General features: G+C 41.5%; 18 protein-coding genes. All 18 read right to left on the minus strand.

What is annotated here, in order from left to right; genetic code table 11:
- Positions 1-46: 46 nt before the first annotated feature.
- Positions 47-2,596, minus strand: a complete 2,550-nt coding sequence (locus tag G610_RS0117035) for a sensor histidine kinase (RefSeq protein ID WP_026525735.1) — start codon at positions 2,594-2,596, stop codon at positions 47-49.
- Positions 2,596-3,303 carry a response regulator transcription factor gene (locus G610_RS0117040; protein ID WP_026525736.1) on the minus strand — a complete coding sequence of 236 codons (708 nt, stop codon included), beginning with the start codon at positions 3,301-3,303 and terminating at the stop codon, positions 2,596-2,598. Before G610_RS0117040 ends, G610_RS0117035 begins: the two co-directional genes overlap by 1 nt.
- A gap of 18 nt (positions 3,304-3,321) precedes the next feature.
- On the minus strand, positions 3,322-3,708 hold the full coding sequence (locus G610_RS0117045; protein ID WP_026525737.1) for a YraN family protein: 387 nt from the start codon (positions 3,706-3,708) through the stop codon (positions 3,322-3,324).
- A 43-nt stretch (positions 3,709-3,751) separates the two neighbouring features.
- On the minus strand, positions 3,752-4,072 hold the full coding sequence (locus tag G610_RS0117050; RefSeq protein WP_026525738.1) for an EscU/YscU/HrcU family type III secretion system export apparatus switch protein: 321 nt from the start codon (positions 4,070-4,072) through the stop codon (positions 3,752-3,754).
- Positions 4,073-4,089: 17 nt separating this feature from the next.
- The gene (gene fliK, locus G610_RS0117055) at positions 4,090-6,006 is read right to left on the minus strand and encodes a flagellar hook-length control protein FliK (RefSeq protein WP_026525739.1); all 1,917 of its coding nucleotides are present in this window, start codon (positions 6,004-6,006) and stop codon (positions 4,090-4,092) included.
- A gap of 23 nt (positions 6,007-6,029) precedes the next feature.
- Positions 6,030-6,794: a ribonuclease HII gene (locus G610_RS0117060; protein WP_081667580.1), complete on the minus strand. Its 765-nt coding sequence runs from the start codon at positions 6,792-6,794 to the stop codon at positions 6,030-6,032.
- A 19-nt stretch (positions 6,795-6,813) separates the two neighbouring features.
- Positions 6,814-7,371, minus strand: a complete 558-nt coding sequence (gene lepB, locus G610_RS0117065) for a signal peptidase I (protein WP_026525741.1) — start codon at positions 7,369-7,371, stop codon at positions 6,814-6,816.
- On the minus strand, positions 7,372-8,247 hold the full coding sequence (ylqF, locus tag G610_RS0117070; protein WP_026525742.1) for a ribosome biogenesis GTPase YlqF: 876 nt from the start codon (positions 8,245-8,247) through the stop codon (positions 7,372-7,374). It lies immediately after the preceding gene.
- Positions 8,248-8,259: 12 nt separating this feature from the next.
- Positions 8,260-8,853 (minus strand): signal peptidase I, encoded by a 594-nt coding sequence (gene lepB, locus G610_RS0117075; RefSeq protein WP_026525743.1) that lies wholly within the window; start codon positions 8,851-8,853, stop codon positions 8,260-8,262.
- Positions 8,854-8,961: 108 nt separating this feature from the next.
- Complete coding sequence (gene rplS / locus G610_RS0117080) at positions 8,962-9,309, minus strand: 50S ribosomal protein L19 (protein ID WP_026494790.1); 348 nt, start codon at positions 9,307-9,309, stop codon at positions 8,962-8,964.
- A 160-nt stretch (positions 9,310-9,469) separates the two neighbouring features.
- Complete coding sequence (udp, locus tag G610_RS0117085; RefSeq protein WP_026525744.1) at positions 9,470-10,252, minus strand: uridine phosphorylase; 783 nt, start codon at positions 10,250-10,252, stop codon at positions 9,470-9,472.
- Positions 10,253-10,308: 56 nt separating this feature from the next.
- Complete coding sequence (gene rimM / locus G610_RS0117090; RefSeq protein ID WP_026525745.1) at positions 10,309-10,842, minus strand: ribosome maturation factor RimM; 534 nt, start codon at positions 10,840-10,842, stop codon at positions 10,309-10,311.
- A 52-nt stretch (positions 10,843-10,894) separates the two neighbouring features.
- Positions 10,895-11,680 carry a tRNA (guanosine(37)-N1)-methyltransferase TrmD gene (gene trmD / locus G610_RS0117095; RefSeq protein ID WP_026525746.1) on the minus strand — a complete coding sequence of 262 codons (786 nt, stop codon included), beginning with the start codon at positions 11,678-11,680 and terminating at the stop codon, positions 10,895-10,897.
- 86 nt (positions 11,681-11,766) lie between these two features.
- Entirely contained in the window at positions 11,767-11,997 is a 231-nt protein-coding gene (locus tag G610_RS0117100) for a KH domain-containing protein (RefSeq protein WP_026494794.1), read from the minus strand.
- A gap of 50 nt (positions 11,998-12,047) precedes the next feature.
- Positions 12,048-12,290, minus strand: a complete 243-nt coding sequence (rpsP, locus tag G610_RS0117105; protein ID WP_026525747.1) for a 30S ribosomal protein S16 — start codon at positions 12,288-12,290, stop codon at positions 12,048-12,050.
- Positions 12,291-12,371: 81 nt separating this feature from the next.
- A complete protein-coding gene (gene ffh / locus G610_RS0117110) occupies positions 12,372-13,751 on the minus strand; it encodes a signal recognition particle protein (RefSeq protein ID WP_026525748.1) in 1,380 nt (459 codons plus the stop codon).
- 3 nt (positions 13,752-13,754) lie between these two features.
- Positions 13,755-14,099, minus strand: coding sequence for a YlxM family DNA-binding protein (gene ylxM, locus G610_RS0117115; protein ID WP_026525749.1), 345 nt, complete (start codon positions 14,097-14,099; stop codon positions 13,755-13,757).
- A 104-nt stretch (positions 14,100-14,203) separates the two neighbouring features.
- Positions 14,204-17,482 carry a glycoside hydrolase family 2 gene (locus tag G610_RS0117120; RefSeq protein WP_026525750.1) on the minus strand — a complete coding sequence of 1,093 codons (3,279 nt, stop codon included), beginning with the start codon at positions 17,480-17,482 and terminating at the stop codon, positions 14,204-14,206.
- Position 17,483: the final 1 nt, after the last annotated feature.

Below are 17,483 nucleotides of genomic sequence, written 5' to 3' on the forward strand. Positions count from 1 at the left end.
GACAAAAAATCGGGAGGCAATCATGCTTCCCGATTTTTATTTCCCATTATTCTGTTTTTGTAACTTCTATCTGTTCAGTTGAAGGATTGCCATTTCCGAATTCATCGGTATAGAACATAACATTTGCCTTAAACAGATCTCCATCGAGGACAATACTGAACTTTCCACCCATGGCTTCCGTAAGACTCTGAGCAATTGAAAGTCCAAGTCCGCTACCCTCTGTGCTTCTTGAAATATCACCCCTGATGAATCTCTCAGTCAACTCTTCCGCTTTGATATTGAGTTCGTTTCTTGAGATATTCTTAATTGAGAATGTTGCAAGATTTTTGCCATCCTCATCCTCAGTAACATCAAGATCCAGATAAACTCTGGTGCCTGTAAGGGCATATTTACATACGTTATTTATAAGGTTCTCAATTACTCGGAAAAGCTGCCTTGGATCGGCATCGATCATTACATTGTACTTTTCACATTTAAGTATTGCTGTAAGGTCGCTGTCCTCAAGCTTCTCGTAGAATTCGCCAAGAGTCTGCTTTATAATCTCAGCAAAATTGATTCGCTCCATATGCAGCGTGATATTTCCCGAAGATATCTTGGAGGCCTCCACCAGGTCATCTGTAAGCTGCCTAAGTCTCTGGGATTTATTCTCAAGAATACTGATGTAATCTCTTACTCTCTCATCCTCTATATTCTCACGCTTCAAAAGATCAACATAGTTAATGATGGAAGTAAGAGGCGTCTTAATATCGTGAGATACGTTTGTAATAAGGTCAGCCTTTAGCTTCTCATCTCTCATACTCCTGTTTACTGCATCCTCGACGGAATGAACGATATTATTAAGTTCCTTTGCAATAAACAGATTTCCACCATGAACCTTGTTGAGATCGATTTTTACATCTATCTCACCGTTTCCTATCTTCTTTAGCGCCTCGTATACAATAATCTTGTCATTGTTTACGTTAACTACATAAATACCGATAGCGATATCCATGATAATCGCAATGATTATACCGGCAAAATCATGATAGATGATGAGGTAAAAATTCATAAAGGTTGACAGTGCATAAGGTACGACAGTAATTATAAACATATTCTGTCGCATACTCATTTTCTCTGACACCTTATGGAAAAGATCTACGCCTTTCTTTACAAGAGAAGTTCGATATAAGGTCTTTGTTTTTATCTTCCTTACAAGTCCGTATAAGCCATATGAAAACGCATTATCCGCAAGGAAAGTGAAAAAGCCCAATAATACAGCGGAATACGTGGTACTTGCAGCAACAATAGGCGAGAATTCAAATACATAATGGAATCCCCAGAAAAAGAAGAAGGTTCCAAGTGCTGCAAGAATTATCGTGATCTCTATAGGAAAAACATCCAGTCTTTCTACTCCGCCATAGGTACCATCCTGATATTCCACATGTCCTTCGCAGATTATCAGATGAACTATAATAACAAAATAGATAAACATAAAGATGATTATCATCACATAGAGCTGCTTATAGTAAGGAATATATCTGCGAAATGCGTCGCGGCCAATGGTGAAATCATCACTGCTTGGGTACTTCTCAGTATCAACTGCGAAGTAATATTTCATCTGATCAGGGAAAGCGTAATCATAGTTACTTAAAATCTCTCTAAGCTTCGCCTCATCGATTTTGGTATTGGATGAATACTGTAGATCGTATGGGCAAAAATAAATATATTTTCCGTAGGATCTGAATTTCTCCCCTATATCTATACCGTTGGGATTTTTCCTTAGTTCCTCAATATTGGTATAGGTCTCAGTCTTACCGTTGATGGTCCTTGTGATGTAATATCTGAAATTGCTCTTATCGAAGTTCAGCTTACCCTTAATATTAAAATAAGTATCATAGTTAAGAGCCATGGTAGATGCGGCTTCTGTAATGTTAGCACAAAGCTCATTATAGCCTTCCCAGGTTGAAACGATATCCTCGATATTTTCATCATTTATAGTCTTATATCTGGATAAAAGAATCGTATGGGTTCCTGCGTCACTGCCTTCTGTGGGAACATTTATATTGGTCCTGACGGTATTATTATCAATCTGGGAATTTAGAAAGCTGTTCATACCACCTTCTGCGTTATTTTTCATAAGGTGAGTATAAATCGTGGTATTAGCAAGGAACTTGCTGCTATCACTGTCGCTGAAGCTTCTCTCCTCGTACTCAAAGCCGTTCTGAGACCACTTGATAAGGTCTGATACCCTGTAGACACCTGTAATGTAATCGCTCTGAAGCATGGAATTTCTGTTAACAAATGCTGTAACGTCGATTTTCTTGTCGGAATTATACAGTCCATCCGTTTCGATCATGGTACTGATTCCCACAAGTTCTGCGACTCCGTGGAGTTTGTTAATGAGGATGGTATTAAAGAAATCGGAATCCTCATATTTGGGAGCGGCATCACCTTCTCTTAGTGAATACTCCGTTCCATCCACACCTTTTATTACTGAGCCGTGCTGCACATAGAAAATAGCACCTACAACTATTGCAAGGCAGAGGTGCTGGAAAGTTCTTAGTATAGTTCTGCTGAACCATGTTAATGAATCTTTTCTAAATAAACGTTTAAGCATCAGTTCCCCTCGGTGTCGATCTTATAACCAACACCCCATACTACCTTAAGGTATTTGGGATTCTTGGGATCTATTTCAATTTTTTCTCGAATATGTCTGATATGTACAGCCACAGTGTTATCTACTGCTACTGCGTTTTCATTCCAGATATTCTCATAAATCTCATTGATAGAGAAAACCTTGCCTTTTTCTTTTAACAAAAGCAAAAGAATATTGTATTCGATCTTGGTAAGCTTAATAACCTCGTCATCTACAGTGACAACGCGGATATTATCATTAAGCACGAGACCGCCTGCTTTGTAAATTCCTTCCTCTTCAACCTCAGGCTCCTTCACCTCAAGCTGAGTATATCTTCTAAGGTTGGACTTAACTCTGGCAATAAGCTCAAGGGGATTGAAGGGCTTTGTTACATAATCATCTGCACCGATATTAAGACCAAGGATCTTATCTGCGTCCTCGGATTTTGCAGAAAGCATGATTATGGGAAGCGAGCTGATCTCTCGAATTTTCATGGTGCACTGAATGCCGTCCATTACAGGCATCATGACATCGATTATAGCCACGTGAATGTCATTATTCTCAACAATCTTAACTGCCTCAAGTCCGTTATATGCTGTGAATACATTAAGGCCTTCCTTTTGCATATAGATGCTTATGGCATTAACAATTTCTTTATCATCATCACAAACAAGAATATTTTGCTTCAAATCATTAACCTCCGTAAATCAATAAAATGCTTTTTTCAAAGGAATATATGTAAAAGCATTCTTGTGCCATTTAATATGCACAATGCCGTCATCGTCCTGCATCATCGCAACAACATCAAATCGCTGCGCTGTGTCTGCCGTCATTTTATTCTGCTTCCTGAAAAAATCAGAAACGCGGCATATTGTTTTCTGCTTGCGCAGATCAACTGCCGCTTCGGCTACACCAAATTTAGTTCCGGTTCTGTATTTTACCTCAATAAATGAAATATATCTACCGTCTTTAGCAATTATATCTATTTCTCCTGACCTGCATCTGTAGTTCCTAAACAGGATCTGCGCACCGTTTTCTTCAAGGTGTCTGCAAGCAAGCTCTTCGAAATAGTTTCCTTTTTCTCTTTTGTTCATATAAAAAATTATATCACATAACTCCAAATTTGCTTTTTATGGCCTAAAACTGCGAAATATCAACATTTTGCTTTTCTTTGGCCCTAATTTTGTCCATAGCATCTACGAATACCAGGATCTCAGCCACAACCTCATAGAGCTCAGGAGGTATCATTTCGCCTATTTCCAGCTTGGACAGCGTATCTGCCAGCTTACTGTCCTCGTGAACCGGGATGTCCTTCTCCTGGGCAGCCTCAATAATCTTCTCCGCAAGCTGTCCTTTACCACTGGCAATGACTCTGGGAGCGCCATCTTCGTTTGGATCGTATGCAAGCGCTATGGCTTGTTTTGGTTTTCCATCTTTGTTTTTTCCGCTCTCAGCCATGTTTCCTCTTCCCGAAGTTATGCCCTCGCATCGAATGACTGCATTGAGATCACAGGCATTTTACGAACATCGAGCATTTCACTAACTGCCGCATCATCACTGTCGTTATCCATATCTGTATGAAGCATCATCTTAGCTTCCATGTTGTAGCCGCGTTTATTTAATCTCTCATTCAAAATATCTATATGTGCTTCTATAAGATCAAGAACACCCTCATCTGCCACATAGAAATTGGTCTTAACATTATTGTCCTTCATTTTTACATAGACATCCAAAGGCCCAAGGTTATCGAGATCAAGGTGAAGTATCGCACTTACTGTTTCTCCCGGCTGGAATTTGCGTTTGCCGTTGGAGTATACATACAGATCTCCGTGTGCATCCTGATCAGCCATCTTAAGAGGGAGCTGTACGTAATTGAACATGTGATTAAGCTCATTCATGAAGTCAATGTTGTTCATCAGTGAATTGGCGCTCTGAGCAGCCTTAGACTCAGCTCCCAGAGTATTGGTAAGCGTTTCTCCAAGCTGCTTAGCCTGGGCGTTAAGTCTGTTATAAAGGCTTTCAACATTCTCTTTACTGCTTACATCAGAAGGCTCAAGCATCCACTGATCGCGGATTGCATCCTTCATAAGCTTATTATATTCATTGCTGCCAAAGAGCTTCTGAAAAGCATTTGCCGTAGCATCATTGGTGTTTTCACTACCGGAATAAGCTTTTGCAAGCTCCTTCATAAGCGCCGCTTCATCAATTTCTGCTGCGCCCTGGCCACCTGCCTGGGCTACAAGCTTCATCATCTCAGGGCCTGCGAACTTGGTCTCTGTCTGTATATTTTTAACAAGATTAGCGAAATCATTACTAAGTGTAACGGTTTTGGGATTTACCTCTGCCTGCTGTGCTTTACCGGCATCAGACTGATTCTGCACAGCTTTGCCCTGGCCGGCATCCTGCTCTTCTTCAGCTAGTTCTTCAAGGGATCCAAGAACAGAATTGGTGCCGGGATTTTTCTCCTGAACCTGCTGAGTTTCTGAGGATATTTCTCCCTGCAATGCACCATTTTTAGCAGTCTCTGCATTTGCCACAGTTTCGGCGTTTTCTTCTGCTTCAGGATTAAGTAAAAGCTCTGCACTCTCAGGATTTACAGCATTACCACCTGACGGATTCTGAGCAGACTCCATGGCGTTTGCAGCACCCTGGGCCTTTGCTCCATCTGCAGCTGCGGCGGCATTTTCCATTTGCTCCATGCCATCCGAAATCATTTTCAGAATATCGCCATAAAGTTTATTTGCTGATTCGCCGTCCCCTTTTTGTACAAGCTCATTAAAAGCTGAAGGCAGCTCATCCATAATGGAGTCCATGGTCTCCACTACCTGATGCTCATAATTCTTGTAGCTCTCAAATTGCTGAATATTCTGATCATTAACGGGGATATTCAGAGCCTTCATCTGTACCAAAGATGATACCGGTGTGTCTGGATTGGAAGCTATGAGGTGGTTCATGGAAATGACGGAATCCTTATCAATGGACATTCCGTTCTCCATCATGGTCTTAACCATCTCAAGATTGCTTTCCGTAGGCTCAAGCCCTGCAGCGGTCAAAGCTTTAAGCGCTGTAGGATCTATAGAAGTATTTTCATATAAAGGAGTCAGAGTGATCTGACTGTTAGATGTCCCTCTTACTTCAAAGGAGACATACTGTCCCTCTTTCAGAGACATGCCTTCCTGAAGCTTGGCACTTATGACTGAATCGTCACCCAGCCTGATTTGGGCATTTTTAGTACCGCCCTCGTCTGTGAGAGATATGATCTTGCCATTTATCCTCTCACCTGTTTCCAGCGAGCGCGCCGATGTCTGCTCTCTTGACGCATTTTGATTAACTATTCTTCCATCAACCTGCACCAGAGGCCTATTTGAAGTTAATCCACTGACATTGCTCATTCAGGCTCTCTTTCGTAGTCTTGTTAGATAAAGTTCTTTATAAAGCTTCTTCTGTGAATAGGACAGGGTCCGATTTCCTTTAAGGCTTTTATGTGTGCCTCAGCTCCATAGCCTTTATTGGAGGCAAAACCATAACCGGGATATTGTCTGTCATATTCTTCCATAAGGTGGTCCCTTGTAACCTTGGCAACGATACTTGCTGCTGCAATGGAAACACTTTTAGCATCACCCTTGATGATTGATTCCTGTTTGTAATCTTCAAGCTGAGGAACATGTACAGCATCAAGAAGTAGTAACTCAGGTTTTACCGTAAGCTCGGATACAGCCTTAGCCATAGCCTCATAGGTAGCCTGCAGGATATTTATCTCATCAATTCTCTCATGGGTGGAAAAACCTATGCCAACAGATACAGCTTTCTCCATAATCTCAGAGTAAAGCTCTTCTCTCTTTTTTTCGGATAATTTCTTAGAATCGTTAATATATAAGATCTTACAATCTTTGGGAAGTACAACAGCTGCTGCGTACACAGGTCCTGCCAAAGGTCCTCTTCCAACTTCATCAATGCCGCAGATAAACTGAAGATCCGGATGCGCATTCTCAAATTCACGCATCTTCTCTAATCTAGCCAGTTCAGCCTGAACAGCTGCTATTTTTTTATTAGCGGATTCTATCAGGTTCTTAACACCCTGACGCTCATCATCACTATATTTCTCAATAAAAGAACGATAGGCATCAATCTCACCAATCGATGCCAGTTCTTTTTTAATCTCTGCTATTTGAATAGCCATAATCTCATCCTGTAATAATTTATTTTTGTTTTTCGTCTATAAAACCAAATGAGGAGAACGGAAATACTCTTATAAAGGTTCTTCCGATGATATCTTCTCTCTTGATATTACCTACAGCCGGTTCTCTGGAATCAAAGCTGTAGTTTCGGTTATCACCCATTACAAAGTATTCATCTTCCCCCAGTGTCACAGGCTCAGCTGCTCTTCCGGGGTCTTTTATAACCTCTGCACCGTAGGATTCCTCAAGAAGTTCGCCGTTGATATAAATATTGCCATCATAATCGATCTGAACTGTCTCGCCGGGAAGTCCGATAATTCTCTTGATAAAATAACTCTCAGGATCTCCTGCATAAGGGAAAATAATAATATCAAATCTCTTGGGATCACTGAATCTGTAAGTAAGCTTATCAGCTATGAGCGCATCTCCGTCATGAAGGGTGTACATCATAGATTCACCGTCAACATCAGTTCTCTGAGCTACAAATTTCATAAACAGCATAGTCAGCAAAACAATGACTACTACTGTTAATATTGTACTTCCGGCACTTTTTAAAAATTCTTTAGTTCTTGCTCCCATTTATGGTCTCTCCAATGATATTTTTCCAAGTCTTCCGTTTCTGAAATCATCCAGAAGCAGTGCACTTGCTCTATCTATATCAGGCTTTCCTCCCTGCTTTATCAGCTTCCTGTTCTGCGCTATGGCAGTCAGAATAGATGACTCGGGAGTCTCGTACTGATCCTCTTCATAGAGAAGCTTTTGCTGCTCAGTTACCTGATACTTCTCAGTTATGGTCTGAGGATACCATTTTTCAAGCTTCCTAATGAGCTCAACTGCAAGCTCATTCTTATCAAGATTCTCATCATTCATGGAACCGATAAGCGCAAGGTTAAGTCCTACTACCTCATCCTCAAACTTAGGCCACAAGACACCGGGAGTATCAAGAAGCTGCAAATTCTTACCGAGCATTATCCACTGTTTACCCTTGGTAACACCGGGTTTATTTCCGGTCTTGGCTGCAGCTTTGCCTGAGATCTTATTGATAAAGGTACTCTTACCAACATTGGGTATACCAGCGACCATAGCTCTAATGGGTCTGTTGACGATACCTCTTTTTTTATCTCTCTCAATCTTCTCTCGGCAGCTCTCTGTTACCTGATCAAGTACCTGTCTGACACGGCCGTTTTCTTTGGAATTCATCTCCATTACACGGATACCCTGATCTTCAAAGTACTTAACCCATTCCTTATTGACTTCCGGATCTGCAAGATCGCACTTATTAAGTATTACAAGTCTTGATTTGTTCTGACCAAGCTTATCAATATCAGGATTCCTGCCTGCCATTGGAATTCTGGCATCAGTCAGTTCAATGATGACATCAACAAGGCCGATGTTCTCCTGCATCATTCGCATAGCCTTGGTCATATGTCCCGGATACCATTGATAATTATTCATCTAAATCTTCCTTTAATTCACAAAGCCGCCCTTGCCTTCGCTTTTACCATAGCAAAACCAGGCTTTTCCGGCTATCATGGACTGCTTAACTACACCGATATTGGCACTTCTGCTGTCCTCACTGCTGTTTCTGTTATCTCCAAGCACAAAGAACTCGCCATTATCAAGCTTAATTTCGTTTTCAGCAATTCCTGCTTCTTTCATTTTATCATATTCGTGGTCATCATTACTCACTACTTCGCCATTAACCACAAGATTACCGTCTGTGATCTTCACGGTCTCGCCGGGGACAGCCACAACTCTCTTGATATAGTAGTGAGATTTCTCATTACCGTTTGGCAAAAAAACTATTACATCATCTTTTTTCGGCGCAAAAAATTTAAATATAACTCTGTCCACAAGAACGCTCTGGCTGTTGAATAGAGAAGGCTCCATGGAATCACCAATAACTCTTACTCTTTTACCAAAAGCCATAACCAGCAGCAAAGCAATAAATACCGCAAATACTGTATAAAATCCCCATGAAAAGATCTCCCTAAGGAGCTCAGGGGTAACTATTTTTTTCTTCTCATGAAAAAGTGAATGATATTTCTTTCGTCTAAACATCGCATTTTCCTATCAAAGATATGGAGTTCTTATCTTATAGAAATTCCGAAGCTATAAGATAAAAAAAGGCAGATACTATAATAGTAACTGCCTTTTCGTGGAATGTTCTTAGCGAACCTTTTCCTTGACCTTTGCCTTCTTACCTGTGAGGCCTTTAAGGTAGTTAAGCTTAGCTCTTCTAACCTTACCCATTCTCACAACCTCAACCTTCTCAATGAGAGGTGAGTGAAGGGGCCATGTCTTCTCAACGCCTACACCGTTAGAAATTTTACGAACTGTAAATGTGCAACGGTTGCTTCCGCCCTGAATCTTCTTAACAGTTCCTTCGAAAACCTGTACTCTTTCACGGTTTCCTTCTTTGATCTTGTTGTGAACACGAACTGTATCACCTGTGTTGAACTCAGGAGCCTGTGCGTTCAGCTGTTCCTTCTCGATCTCTGCAATGATTGTATTCATTTGCTTTCTCCTATACTATATAAATGGACGTTCTTAAATATTGTTACATACCAGAGGACCGTCATTTTCGCAACATACAAGATGATAACATATATCTTCCTGCCGCGTCAAGGTTTTTTACTTTATTTATCCCTAAAAACGCCGTTTTTAATACGAAATTTTACTTATTTTTCTTATCCTCAGCAATAAGCTTCCTGATGGCAAGGATTGCTGTTCTTATAGCGCTGTCTGTATCATGGGCCTGGGGATTATCAAGCCCTGCTTTTGCTCTCTCCTGATTGGCTACAGTGAGCATTACTGCGCCGCATCTGGCTCTGAGCCACTGGCCTACGATGAACAGTGCAGCAGATTCCATCTCTGATCCAAGACAGCCGCATCTTTTCCAAGCTTCCCATTTATTCTCAAGCTCATAGAAAACAGGCTTTGTCTCAGGCTCGTGCTGTCCATAGAAAGCATCCTTACACTGAACCACACCTACGTGATGCCTAAGTCCCAGCTCTTCTGCAGCTCTCTTAAGAGCATCAGTAATCTCAAAGGTTGCAACAGCAGGATATTCAATAGGCGCATACTCTTTTGAAGTGCCCTCGGCTCTAACAGCACCGTTAACCACAATAAGATCTCCGCCCATTACATCAAGCTGCATTCCGCCGCAGGTACCAACTCTGATAAAGGTATCTGCTCCGATTTTATGGAGTTCTTCCACAGCGATGGATGCAGAAGCACCGCCAATACCTGTAGAAACAACACTGACCTTCTCGCCATCAAGATAGCCAGTGTAGGTATTGTACTCTCTGTTATAAGCAACCTGCTTGGCATCATCAAAATATGCAGCGATTTTCTCGCAGCGTCCGGGATCTCCGGGAAGGATCACGTAACGTCCCACATCTCCTTCTTTTAAATGAATATGATACTGATAACCGGCACCTTCTGTGTAATCAACCATAGCTTTTCCTCCTGTAAAATGACATCTTATCGCGACCTAAGTTACGATAGCCTGTATTAGTCAAATAATCCGTCCATAATATGAATGGTCATTACTTTATTTTCTATATCAATATTTTTAACACACTCTTTGATTCCCGGGATCATAACAGTGTCATCCCCTTCTGAAACCGCAGCTGCATCAGCCTTTTTCATCTCATATACATCATTGGCTCCTGTCTGGATAACTCTGATAATTGTTCCAAGTTCATTCCCATCTTCGTCAACCACCTTCATGCCTTCAAGATCTGCAAGGTAGTATTCACCGGGCTCAAGCTTTATGGCATCCTCTCTGCTTACGATAAGCTCTTTGCTTCTAAAGCGCTCCACCTCGGAAATATCGTTAAATTCCTTGAACTTAACGATAACGAATTTATTACCAAATCGAACCTTCTCGATATTAAGTTCTTTTTTACCCTCACGGCCTGTATCAAGAATTACCTTCTTAAGCTTCTTAAATCTCTGGGGATCATCCGTTGTAGGAAAAACATTAACTTCTCCCTTAAGACCATGAGTAGATGCTATAACACCAACAACAAAATATTCTGTCAAATTATCGCTCCTATGCTCGTATTTATGTAAAAACACACTGTTACAATATAAATTAATTTTCTTCCGCTTCTGCTATTCTGTCAAGAATCTTCCGTCTCTTCTTTAGACTTTTTGGAGTGAATTCATCGGGATGTGTCTCCACGTATTTATCGTATAATTCAGGGCGTCTCTCTTTAGTTCTTTCAAGAGATTTCTCAAAACGCCATACGTCAACATTGGCATGGTTACCTGACAAAAGCACAGCAGGAACCTTTTTATCCATCCATACTTCAGGTCTTGAATACTGAGGATATTCCAAAAGTCCGTCATCAAATGATTCTGTCTGAGCTGACTCTTCGTTATTCAAAACTCCGGGAACAAGCCTTGATATGGCATCTATCATAACCATCGCCGGAAGCTCACCGCCTGTCAGCACATAATCACCGATTGAAACATAATCAGTAACAATCTCTTCTAAGACTCTCTCATCTATACCTTCATAATGTCCGCATAAAAAGATGATATTCTCTGAACCTGAAAACTCTCTTACCATGTTCTGATTAAAGACACTTCCCTGCGGTGTTACGTATACAACTCTTACCTCAGCATCAGGATCCTTCTCTTTTATATGCTTCATTATGTCCTGATAGCAGCTGTAAATAGGCTGCGCCTGCATAAGCATTCCGGCACCGCCTCCGTAGGTGTAATCGTCCACCTTATTATGTTTATTATCAGCATAATCCCTGATATTGTAGGCCTCCACATGGATATAGCCATTATCAATGCCTCTGGCGATTATGCTGGTCTTTAGTCCCGAAAGAACCATCTCGGGAAAAAGTGTCATAATATAAAAATTCATTAAAAACCTCTTTTAATTTAAATCAGCCGAATAAAGCACAAACTTTATCCGGCTGTAAGTATTATCGGTTTCTGTCCAATTGATAATCAATCAACTATCTCGACATCAACTTTAAGATTCTCTCTGGTAGATGCTGCCTTAACAACAGAGCGGATGGCCTTTGCAATCCTTCCCTGTCTGCCGATAACTTTACCCATATCAGAGGGTGCAACATGCAGCTCTAAAATGATGTTTCGGCCATCTTTTTTCTCGTTTACAACAACCTCATCCGGATTGTCAACCAGAGACTTTGCAATTACTTCTACCAATTCTTTCATGAATTTTCCCCTAGTTTTATTATACTAAGCTAAAAAGTCTCGTCCGGTAATTATTTAATACCAGCCTGCTTGAAGATCTTCTTAACTACGTCTGTAGGCTGAGCACCGTTGCTGAGCCACTTCTTAGCGAGCTCCTCGTTAACCTTGCATGTGCTGGGATCTGTGTTAGGATCGTAAGTTCCGATCTCCTCGATGAACTTGCCGCTTACAGGGAACTTAGAATCAGAAACAACGATACGATAAAAAGGAACCTTCTTTTTACCAATTCTCTTAAGTCTAATTTTTACTGCCATTTTTAATAATCCTCCATATAAAAAATAAATAAAATGTAGTAGCTATATGTAAAATTCGGATGGTGTTACCGAACTCTCATATCAAAAGAATTTACCAAAACCGCCTTTTCCCATTCCGGGGAAACCGCCGCCGAAGCCTCGTCTGCCCTTCTTGCCCATCATACCGGGCATCTGCTTCATCATCTTCTGCATCTGGTCAAACTGTTTGATAAAGCGGTTTACATCAGCGATGTCATTACCTGAACCCTTAGCTATTCTGTACTTCCTCTGAGGATTCATAAGCTTGGGATTACGTCTCTCTTCAGGTGTCATTGAAAGCACAATCGCTTCCATCTTAGCCAGCTGTTTCTCATCGGGAAGGCTGTCATCGCTTATCTTACCCATTCCGGGAAGCATACCCATGATGGCTCCGAGGCCGCCCATGTTGCGCATCTGCTTCATTGATTCAAGATACATCTCGAAATCAATCTTGCCCTTCTTCATCTTGGAAGCCATCTCGCGTTCTTTCTGTTCATCCATCTCGCGATTAGCTTCAACAGCTTTATCTATAAGACTGAGCACATCGCCCATTCCAAGTATACGGCTCGCCATTCTGTCGGGATAGAAAGGCTCAAGATCTGAGAGCTTCTCACCCATACCAACGTATAAAATAGGCTTACCTGTAACCTGTCTTGCTGATAAGGCAGCACCACCTCTGGTGTCACCGTCCATCTTACTGAGGACGATACCATCAACGCCTATTCGGTCGTTGAACTGAACTGCCACATCTACCGCCGCCTGACCGGTCATTGCATCAACTACAAGAAGTGATTGATGAACCGTAACGGCATTCTTAATATTGATAAGCTCCTGCATCATGTCTTCATCAATCTGAAGACGTCCTGCAGTATCGAGAATAACTACGTTCTCGTTATTCTTCTCGGCATGCTCAATGGCTGCCTTAGCGATATCAACGGGATTAACATCTGTTCCCATTGAGAAGAAATCAACTTCCTGCTTTTTAGCATTTATCTCTAACTGGTCGATAGCCGCAGGTCTGTAAATATCGCAGGCTACCAGCAGGGGCTTTTTGCCCTTAAGCTTGACCTTTCCTGCAATCTTGGCTGCAGTAGTGGTCTTACCTGTACCCTGAAGACCACACATCATAATGACTGTGATGCTCTTGCCGGGCTGGAACTGAATCTCTGTAATCTCAGAGCCCATAAGCTCTGTCAGTTCCTCGTTAACTATTTTAATAACCATCTGCGCAGGATTAAGACCATTAAGCACATCTTCACCGATTGCTCTCTCCTGCACTTTATTTACAAAGTATTTAACAACGCGGAAGTTTACATCGGCTTCAAGTAGCGCCATCTTAACTTCCTTCATGGCTACCTTTACATCTTCCTCAGTAAGCTTACCTTTGCCGCGGAGATTCTTAAATACGTTTTGTAACTTATCTGATAAACTCTCAAAAGCCATATATTATGACAACTCCCTGGTAATACCATCTATTGTCTTCATGATTCTGTCACGAAGTGTCTTCTGATCTATGGTCTCATCATCAGCAGCCTTGGATAAAAAATCAAGCTGCTCGCGAATCTTCCCTGTTCTCTGTATCATTCCAAGTTTCTCTTCATATCCTTCAAGAGATTTGGTACAGCGTCTGATAATATCGTGTACGCCCTGCTTGCTGATATTGTACTGTTCGGCTATCTCTACCAGAGACATGTCGTTGTAGACTGCATCTTCATATATATTTTTCTGGTGCTCGGTTAAAAGCTCACCATAGTAGTCGTATAAAAGACCCTGTTCTACAATCTTCTCCATCTCATCTCCGAACTGTTTCACGCAAAAAGAAATGCGGTACTAATCGCACGTGTGATATAGTACCGCATATATAATCAGCTGTCAAGTATTTTTACTTTACATCTTCAAATTCCCTTAAATTCAAAGGTGAAATGAAGCTTTTGGCCGCCGCTTATTCTGAATTCTTCATGAGGTCTCGCTCCCCATGTATCATCTCCGCCAACACCCATCTGCTTAAGAATACATCTTACAACCGTCTGATTTACAGGTGGAAGCTCGTAAGGATGCTTTGCTTCGTCAAGCTGATCCGGAGTATAAGGAAGTGCTGAGAACTCCATTGTTCCGGGTCTGCTCATATATTTATCAGAATACTTAGTGCCATCATCATAGCCTCTGAAAATAAGACCGCGACCCTTTATATCAGTAACCTTAGCCCATCTGACTCCTGTCTTGTTACCTGTCTCCTCAGGTACAAGATAAGGCTGAACATTATCCTTTACAAGGTTGCTGTATACAGACAGTTTTCCGCCAAGGTTCTTATCGCAATAGGTCTCCTCTGGTCCCATTCCGTACCAGGTAGCATGGTCATAATCTGCATCCATAAAGAACATGAATCCAAATTCAGGCATATCGGGAGTGCCTTCTGCCTTATCATAATCAAGGCTGACCCTTACTGTGCCATCCTTAAATACTGTATAAGTCGCATAGCAGCAGGTAACAGGATAAGTTGCAATGTATCTTCTAAATACGACCTCTACAGAATCACTGTTCTCCGTAACCTTAGGATACTGTCCGTCATCCGGAGCACCTGAATAAGTACTTTCGCCGTTTGGTGACATCTTTGACTGGAAGCAGCTGGCTGTTTTCCACATAGCCATTCTGAGTGGATCTCTGTTTCCATTATCATTCTCAACGGCTGCTCTCCAGAAATTCGGCCTGGGAGCAGTTCTTATCATCTCTTTTCCGGCATAGATATAAGATGCAATGCCACCAAGAGGCTTTGAAAAAAGAACTTCAAAATCATCGCCTCTTACGCCGATATTGTCATGGCTTTTAACAAGTTTGAAAGTATGCTGCGGAGCATAAAAGCTGCTTCCTTCGGGAGCTGTAGCGACATCAACAGTTACAGCCTTTTCTCCAAAGGCCACCTCATAGCCCGCATCGCTATAGCAGGTCTTCATCCTGTTTTTAGCAGATACCTGAACAACAAGCTCTGTGCTATCCTTTACAAGACCTGTGTCCTTTGAAACACTGGCAGGACTTACTCTAAGGATTTCCTTTGCTCTTTCAAGATATGAAGTGATGTCAAACATCTCTTCTTCTCCGGGCTTTACGGAAATATCGAGCTGCTCATTTAATATCTCTTTTCCATAAGCTGAGATTTTCACATAAAAATCAAGTTCTTTTGCATCTGTGAAAAGATTTCTGTTATAGATCTTTGCCTTTACACTCTTAGGCTTAACTGCTACAGCAAGGTAGTTATCATCACTGTCTGCATCAGTTACAAAGTCAATTCTAAAGGGCTGATAGCATCTCTTGACCTCCTGCATTTTTGCATAGGGCTTTCTTGTGCCATCAACGATACCATTACCGCTGAAGTTATAGTCACAGGGACGCCTTCCGATATCTCCGCCATAAGCCTGATATTCAACTCCATAGCGGTTCTTGGTCCTTACTGACTGATCCACATAGTCCCAGATAAATCCGCCCTGGAATCTGGGATTCCTCTCAGTAAGGTCGATATATTTGAACATGCCTCCAATTGAGTTACCCATAGCATGCATGTATTCGCACATGATAAAAGGCTTCTCGGGATGCTCTTCCAAAAACTTCTCAACATTAACTACAGAAGTATACATCTGACTTTCCATGTCGGAGGTCTCATTATATCTTCTGTCCCAGAAAAGTCCTTCGTAGTGAACAAGGCGCTCTTTATCCTTCTTGCGGAAAAGATCAGCCATATCACGAATAACATCTCCGCCAAAGGACTCATTACCTACAGACCATATGAGAATTGCAGGATGATTCTTATCTCTCTCATAGGTTGAACCCACGCGGTCAAGCATCATCTGTCTGTAATCGTCATTATCTCCCGGAAGTGATTTCTCAATAGGAATCTCACCGGCAATAATGGAATTCCATCTGCCATGGGTCTCCATATTATTCTCAGCTATAAGATAAATTCCAAGCTCATCACAAAGATGATAGATATAAACATCATCCGGATAGTGGCAGGTTCTTATAGCATTGATGTTATTCTGTTTCATGGTGCAAAGGTCAAGATATGCCTCTTCGCGCCTTGGGCTTCTTCCAAAATCGCAGGAAAACTCATGTCTGTTAACGCCATAGAAAACAATTCTCTTGCCGTTAAGGCACATGATGCCATCCTTCATCTCAAATTTTCTAAAGCCTATTTTCTCGCTTACAACTTCATATACCTTGTCATTCTCATCCATGAATTTAAGGCGAAGTTCATAGAGTTCAGGCTTTTCTGCGCTCCACAGTTTAACGTTTGCTACAGCCACAGAAACAGAGCCTTCAGCGTCCTTAACTTCTATAACGCCTGATGCAGCTACCATCTCATCATTGCAGTCAAAGGGCATATAAAGCTCATAGGAAACCTTTGCTGTCTTAACATTAGTCTTTACTTCGATACTAAGATTACCGTCCTTAAAAGTTTCGTCAGGAATTGCCTCTATTCTTATATCCTCTGCATGAACAGTGGGCTTTGTATACAGATATACGTCACGGAAAATTCCTGATAAGCGGAACATATCCTGATCTTCAAGCCAGCTTGATGAAGTCCATTTATAAACCTGAACAGCCAGCTTATTTACGCCCTCCTGCAAAAGCTCAGTGATATCAAAATCAGAAGGAGTAAAGCTATCCTCACTGTATCCAGCAAAGCTTCCGTTTACCCAGAATGCATAGCCTGATTCAACACCCTGGAAAGAAATGCAAACCTTATCATCCTTATTCCAACCTGCAGGAATCTCAAAATATCTTATATAGCTGCCCGTAGGATTAAAAATCTCAGGAATCTGACCGGGTTCAATATCCTCATGACCCTCCCATGGGTACTGAGTATTTACATAGGTGGGTGCATCATAGCCTTCAAACTGAATATTTGAAGGTACTCTTATATCATCCCAGCCGCTGCAATCGTAGTCCGGAACCTCAAAGCCTGCTATAGCGCTCTTAATGTTATTTGCATAAGAAAACTTCCAAATACCATTAAGACTCATTCTAAGAGAAGTGTCATAGGGCACTCTGTCCTTTGCAAGGTGAGATTTTGAATCGCACTCAGCTTCACTTGCATAGGGAATAAAGTCTGCGTGAGCAGGCAAAGTATTTATCTTAAAAGCCCTGGGATCAGCTATGATCCCGTAATCAAATCTATCCATT

Source organism: Butyrivibrio sp. MB2005 (genome assembly GCF_000424285.1).
Taxonomy (GTDB): domain Bacteria; phylum Bacillota; class Clostridia; order Lachnospirales; family Lachnospiraceae; genus Butyrivibrio.

Coding starts and splice junctions, on each gene's coding strand:
- lepB (WP_026525743.1), bottom strand. CDS start 8,853: ATGTTTAGACGAAAGAAATATCATTCACTTTTTCATGAGAAGAAAAAA.
- lepB (WP_026525741.1), bottom strand. CDS start 7,371: ATGGGAGCAAGAACTAAAGAATTTTTAAAAAGTGCCGGAAGTACAATA.
- ylqF (WP_026525742.1), bottom strand. CDS start 8,247: ATGAATAATTATCAATGGTATCCGGGACATATGACCAAGGCTATGCGA.
- ffh (WP_026525748.1), bottom strand. CDS start 13,751: ATGGCTTTTGAGAGTTTATCAGATAAGTTACAAAACGTATTTAAGAAT.
- udp (WP_026525744.1), bottom strand. CDS start 10,252: ATGGTTGATTACACAGAAGGTGCCGGTTATCAGTATCATATTCATTTA.
- trmD (WP_026525746.1), bottom strand. CDS start 11,680: ATGAATTTTTATATTATGACACTTTTTCCCGAGATGGTTCTTTCGGGA.
- G610_RS0117120 (WP_026525750.1), bottom strand. CDS start 17,482: ATGGATAGATTTGATTACGGGATCATAGCTGATCCCAGGGCTTTTAAG.
- G610_RS0117045 (WP_026525737.1), bottom strand. CDS start 3,708: ATGAACAAAAGAGAAAAAGGAAACTATTTCGAAGAGCTTGCTTGCAGA.
- G610_RS0117050 (WP_026525738.1), bottom strand. CDS start 4,072: ATGGCTGAGAGCGGAAAAAACAAAGATGGAAAACCAAAACAAGCCATA.
- G610_RS0117060 (WP_081667580.1), bottom strand. CDS start 6,794: ATGGCTATTCAAATAGCAGAGATTAAAAAAGAACTGGCATCGATTGGT.
- fliK (WP_026525739.1), bottom strand. CDS start 6,006: ATGAGCAATGTCAGTGGATTAACTTCAAATAGGCCTCTGGTGCAGGTT.
- rplS (WP_026494790.1), bottom strand. CDS start 9,309: ATGAATACAATCATTGCAGAGATCGAGAAGGAACAGCTGAACGCACAG.
- ylxM (WP_026525749.1), bottom strand. CDS start 14,099: ATGGAGAAGATTGTAGAACAGGGTCTTTTATACGACTACTATGGTGAG.
- G610_RS0117100 (WP_026494794.1), bottom strand. CDS start 11,997: ATGAAAGAATTGGTAGAAGTAATTGCAAAGTCTCTGGTTGACAATCCG.
- G610_RS0117035 (WP_026525735.1), bottom strand. CDS start 2,596: ATGCTTAAACGTTTATTTAGAAAAGATTCATTAACATGGTTCAGCAGA.
- rpsP (WP_026525747.1), bottom strand. CDS start 12,290: ATGGCAGTAAAAATTAGACTTAAGAGAATTGGTAAAAAGAAGGTTCCT.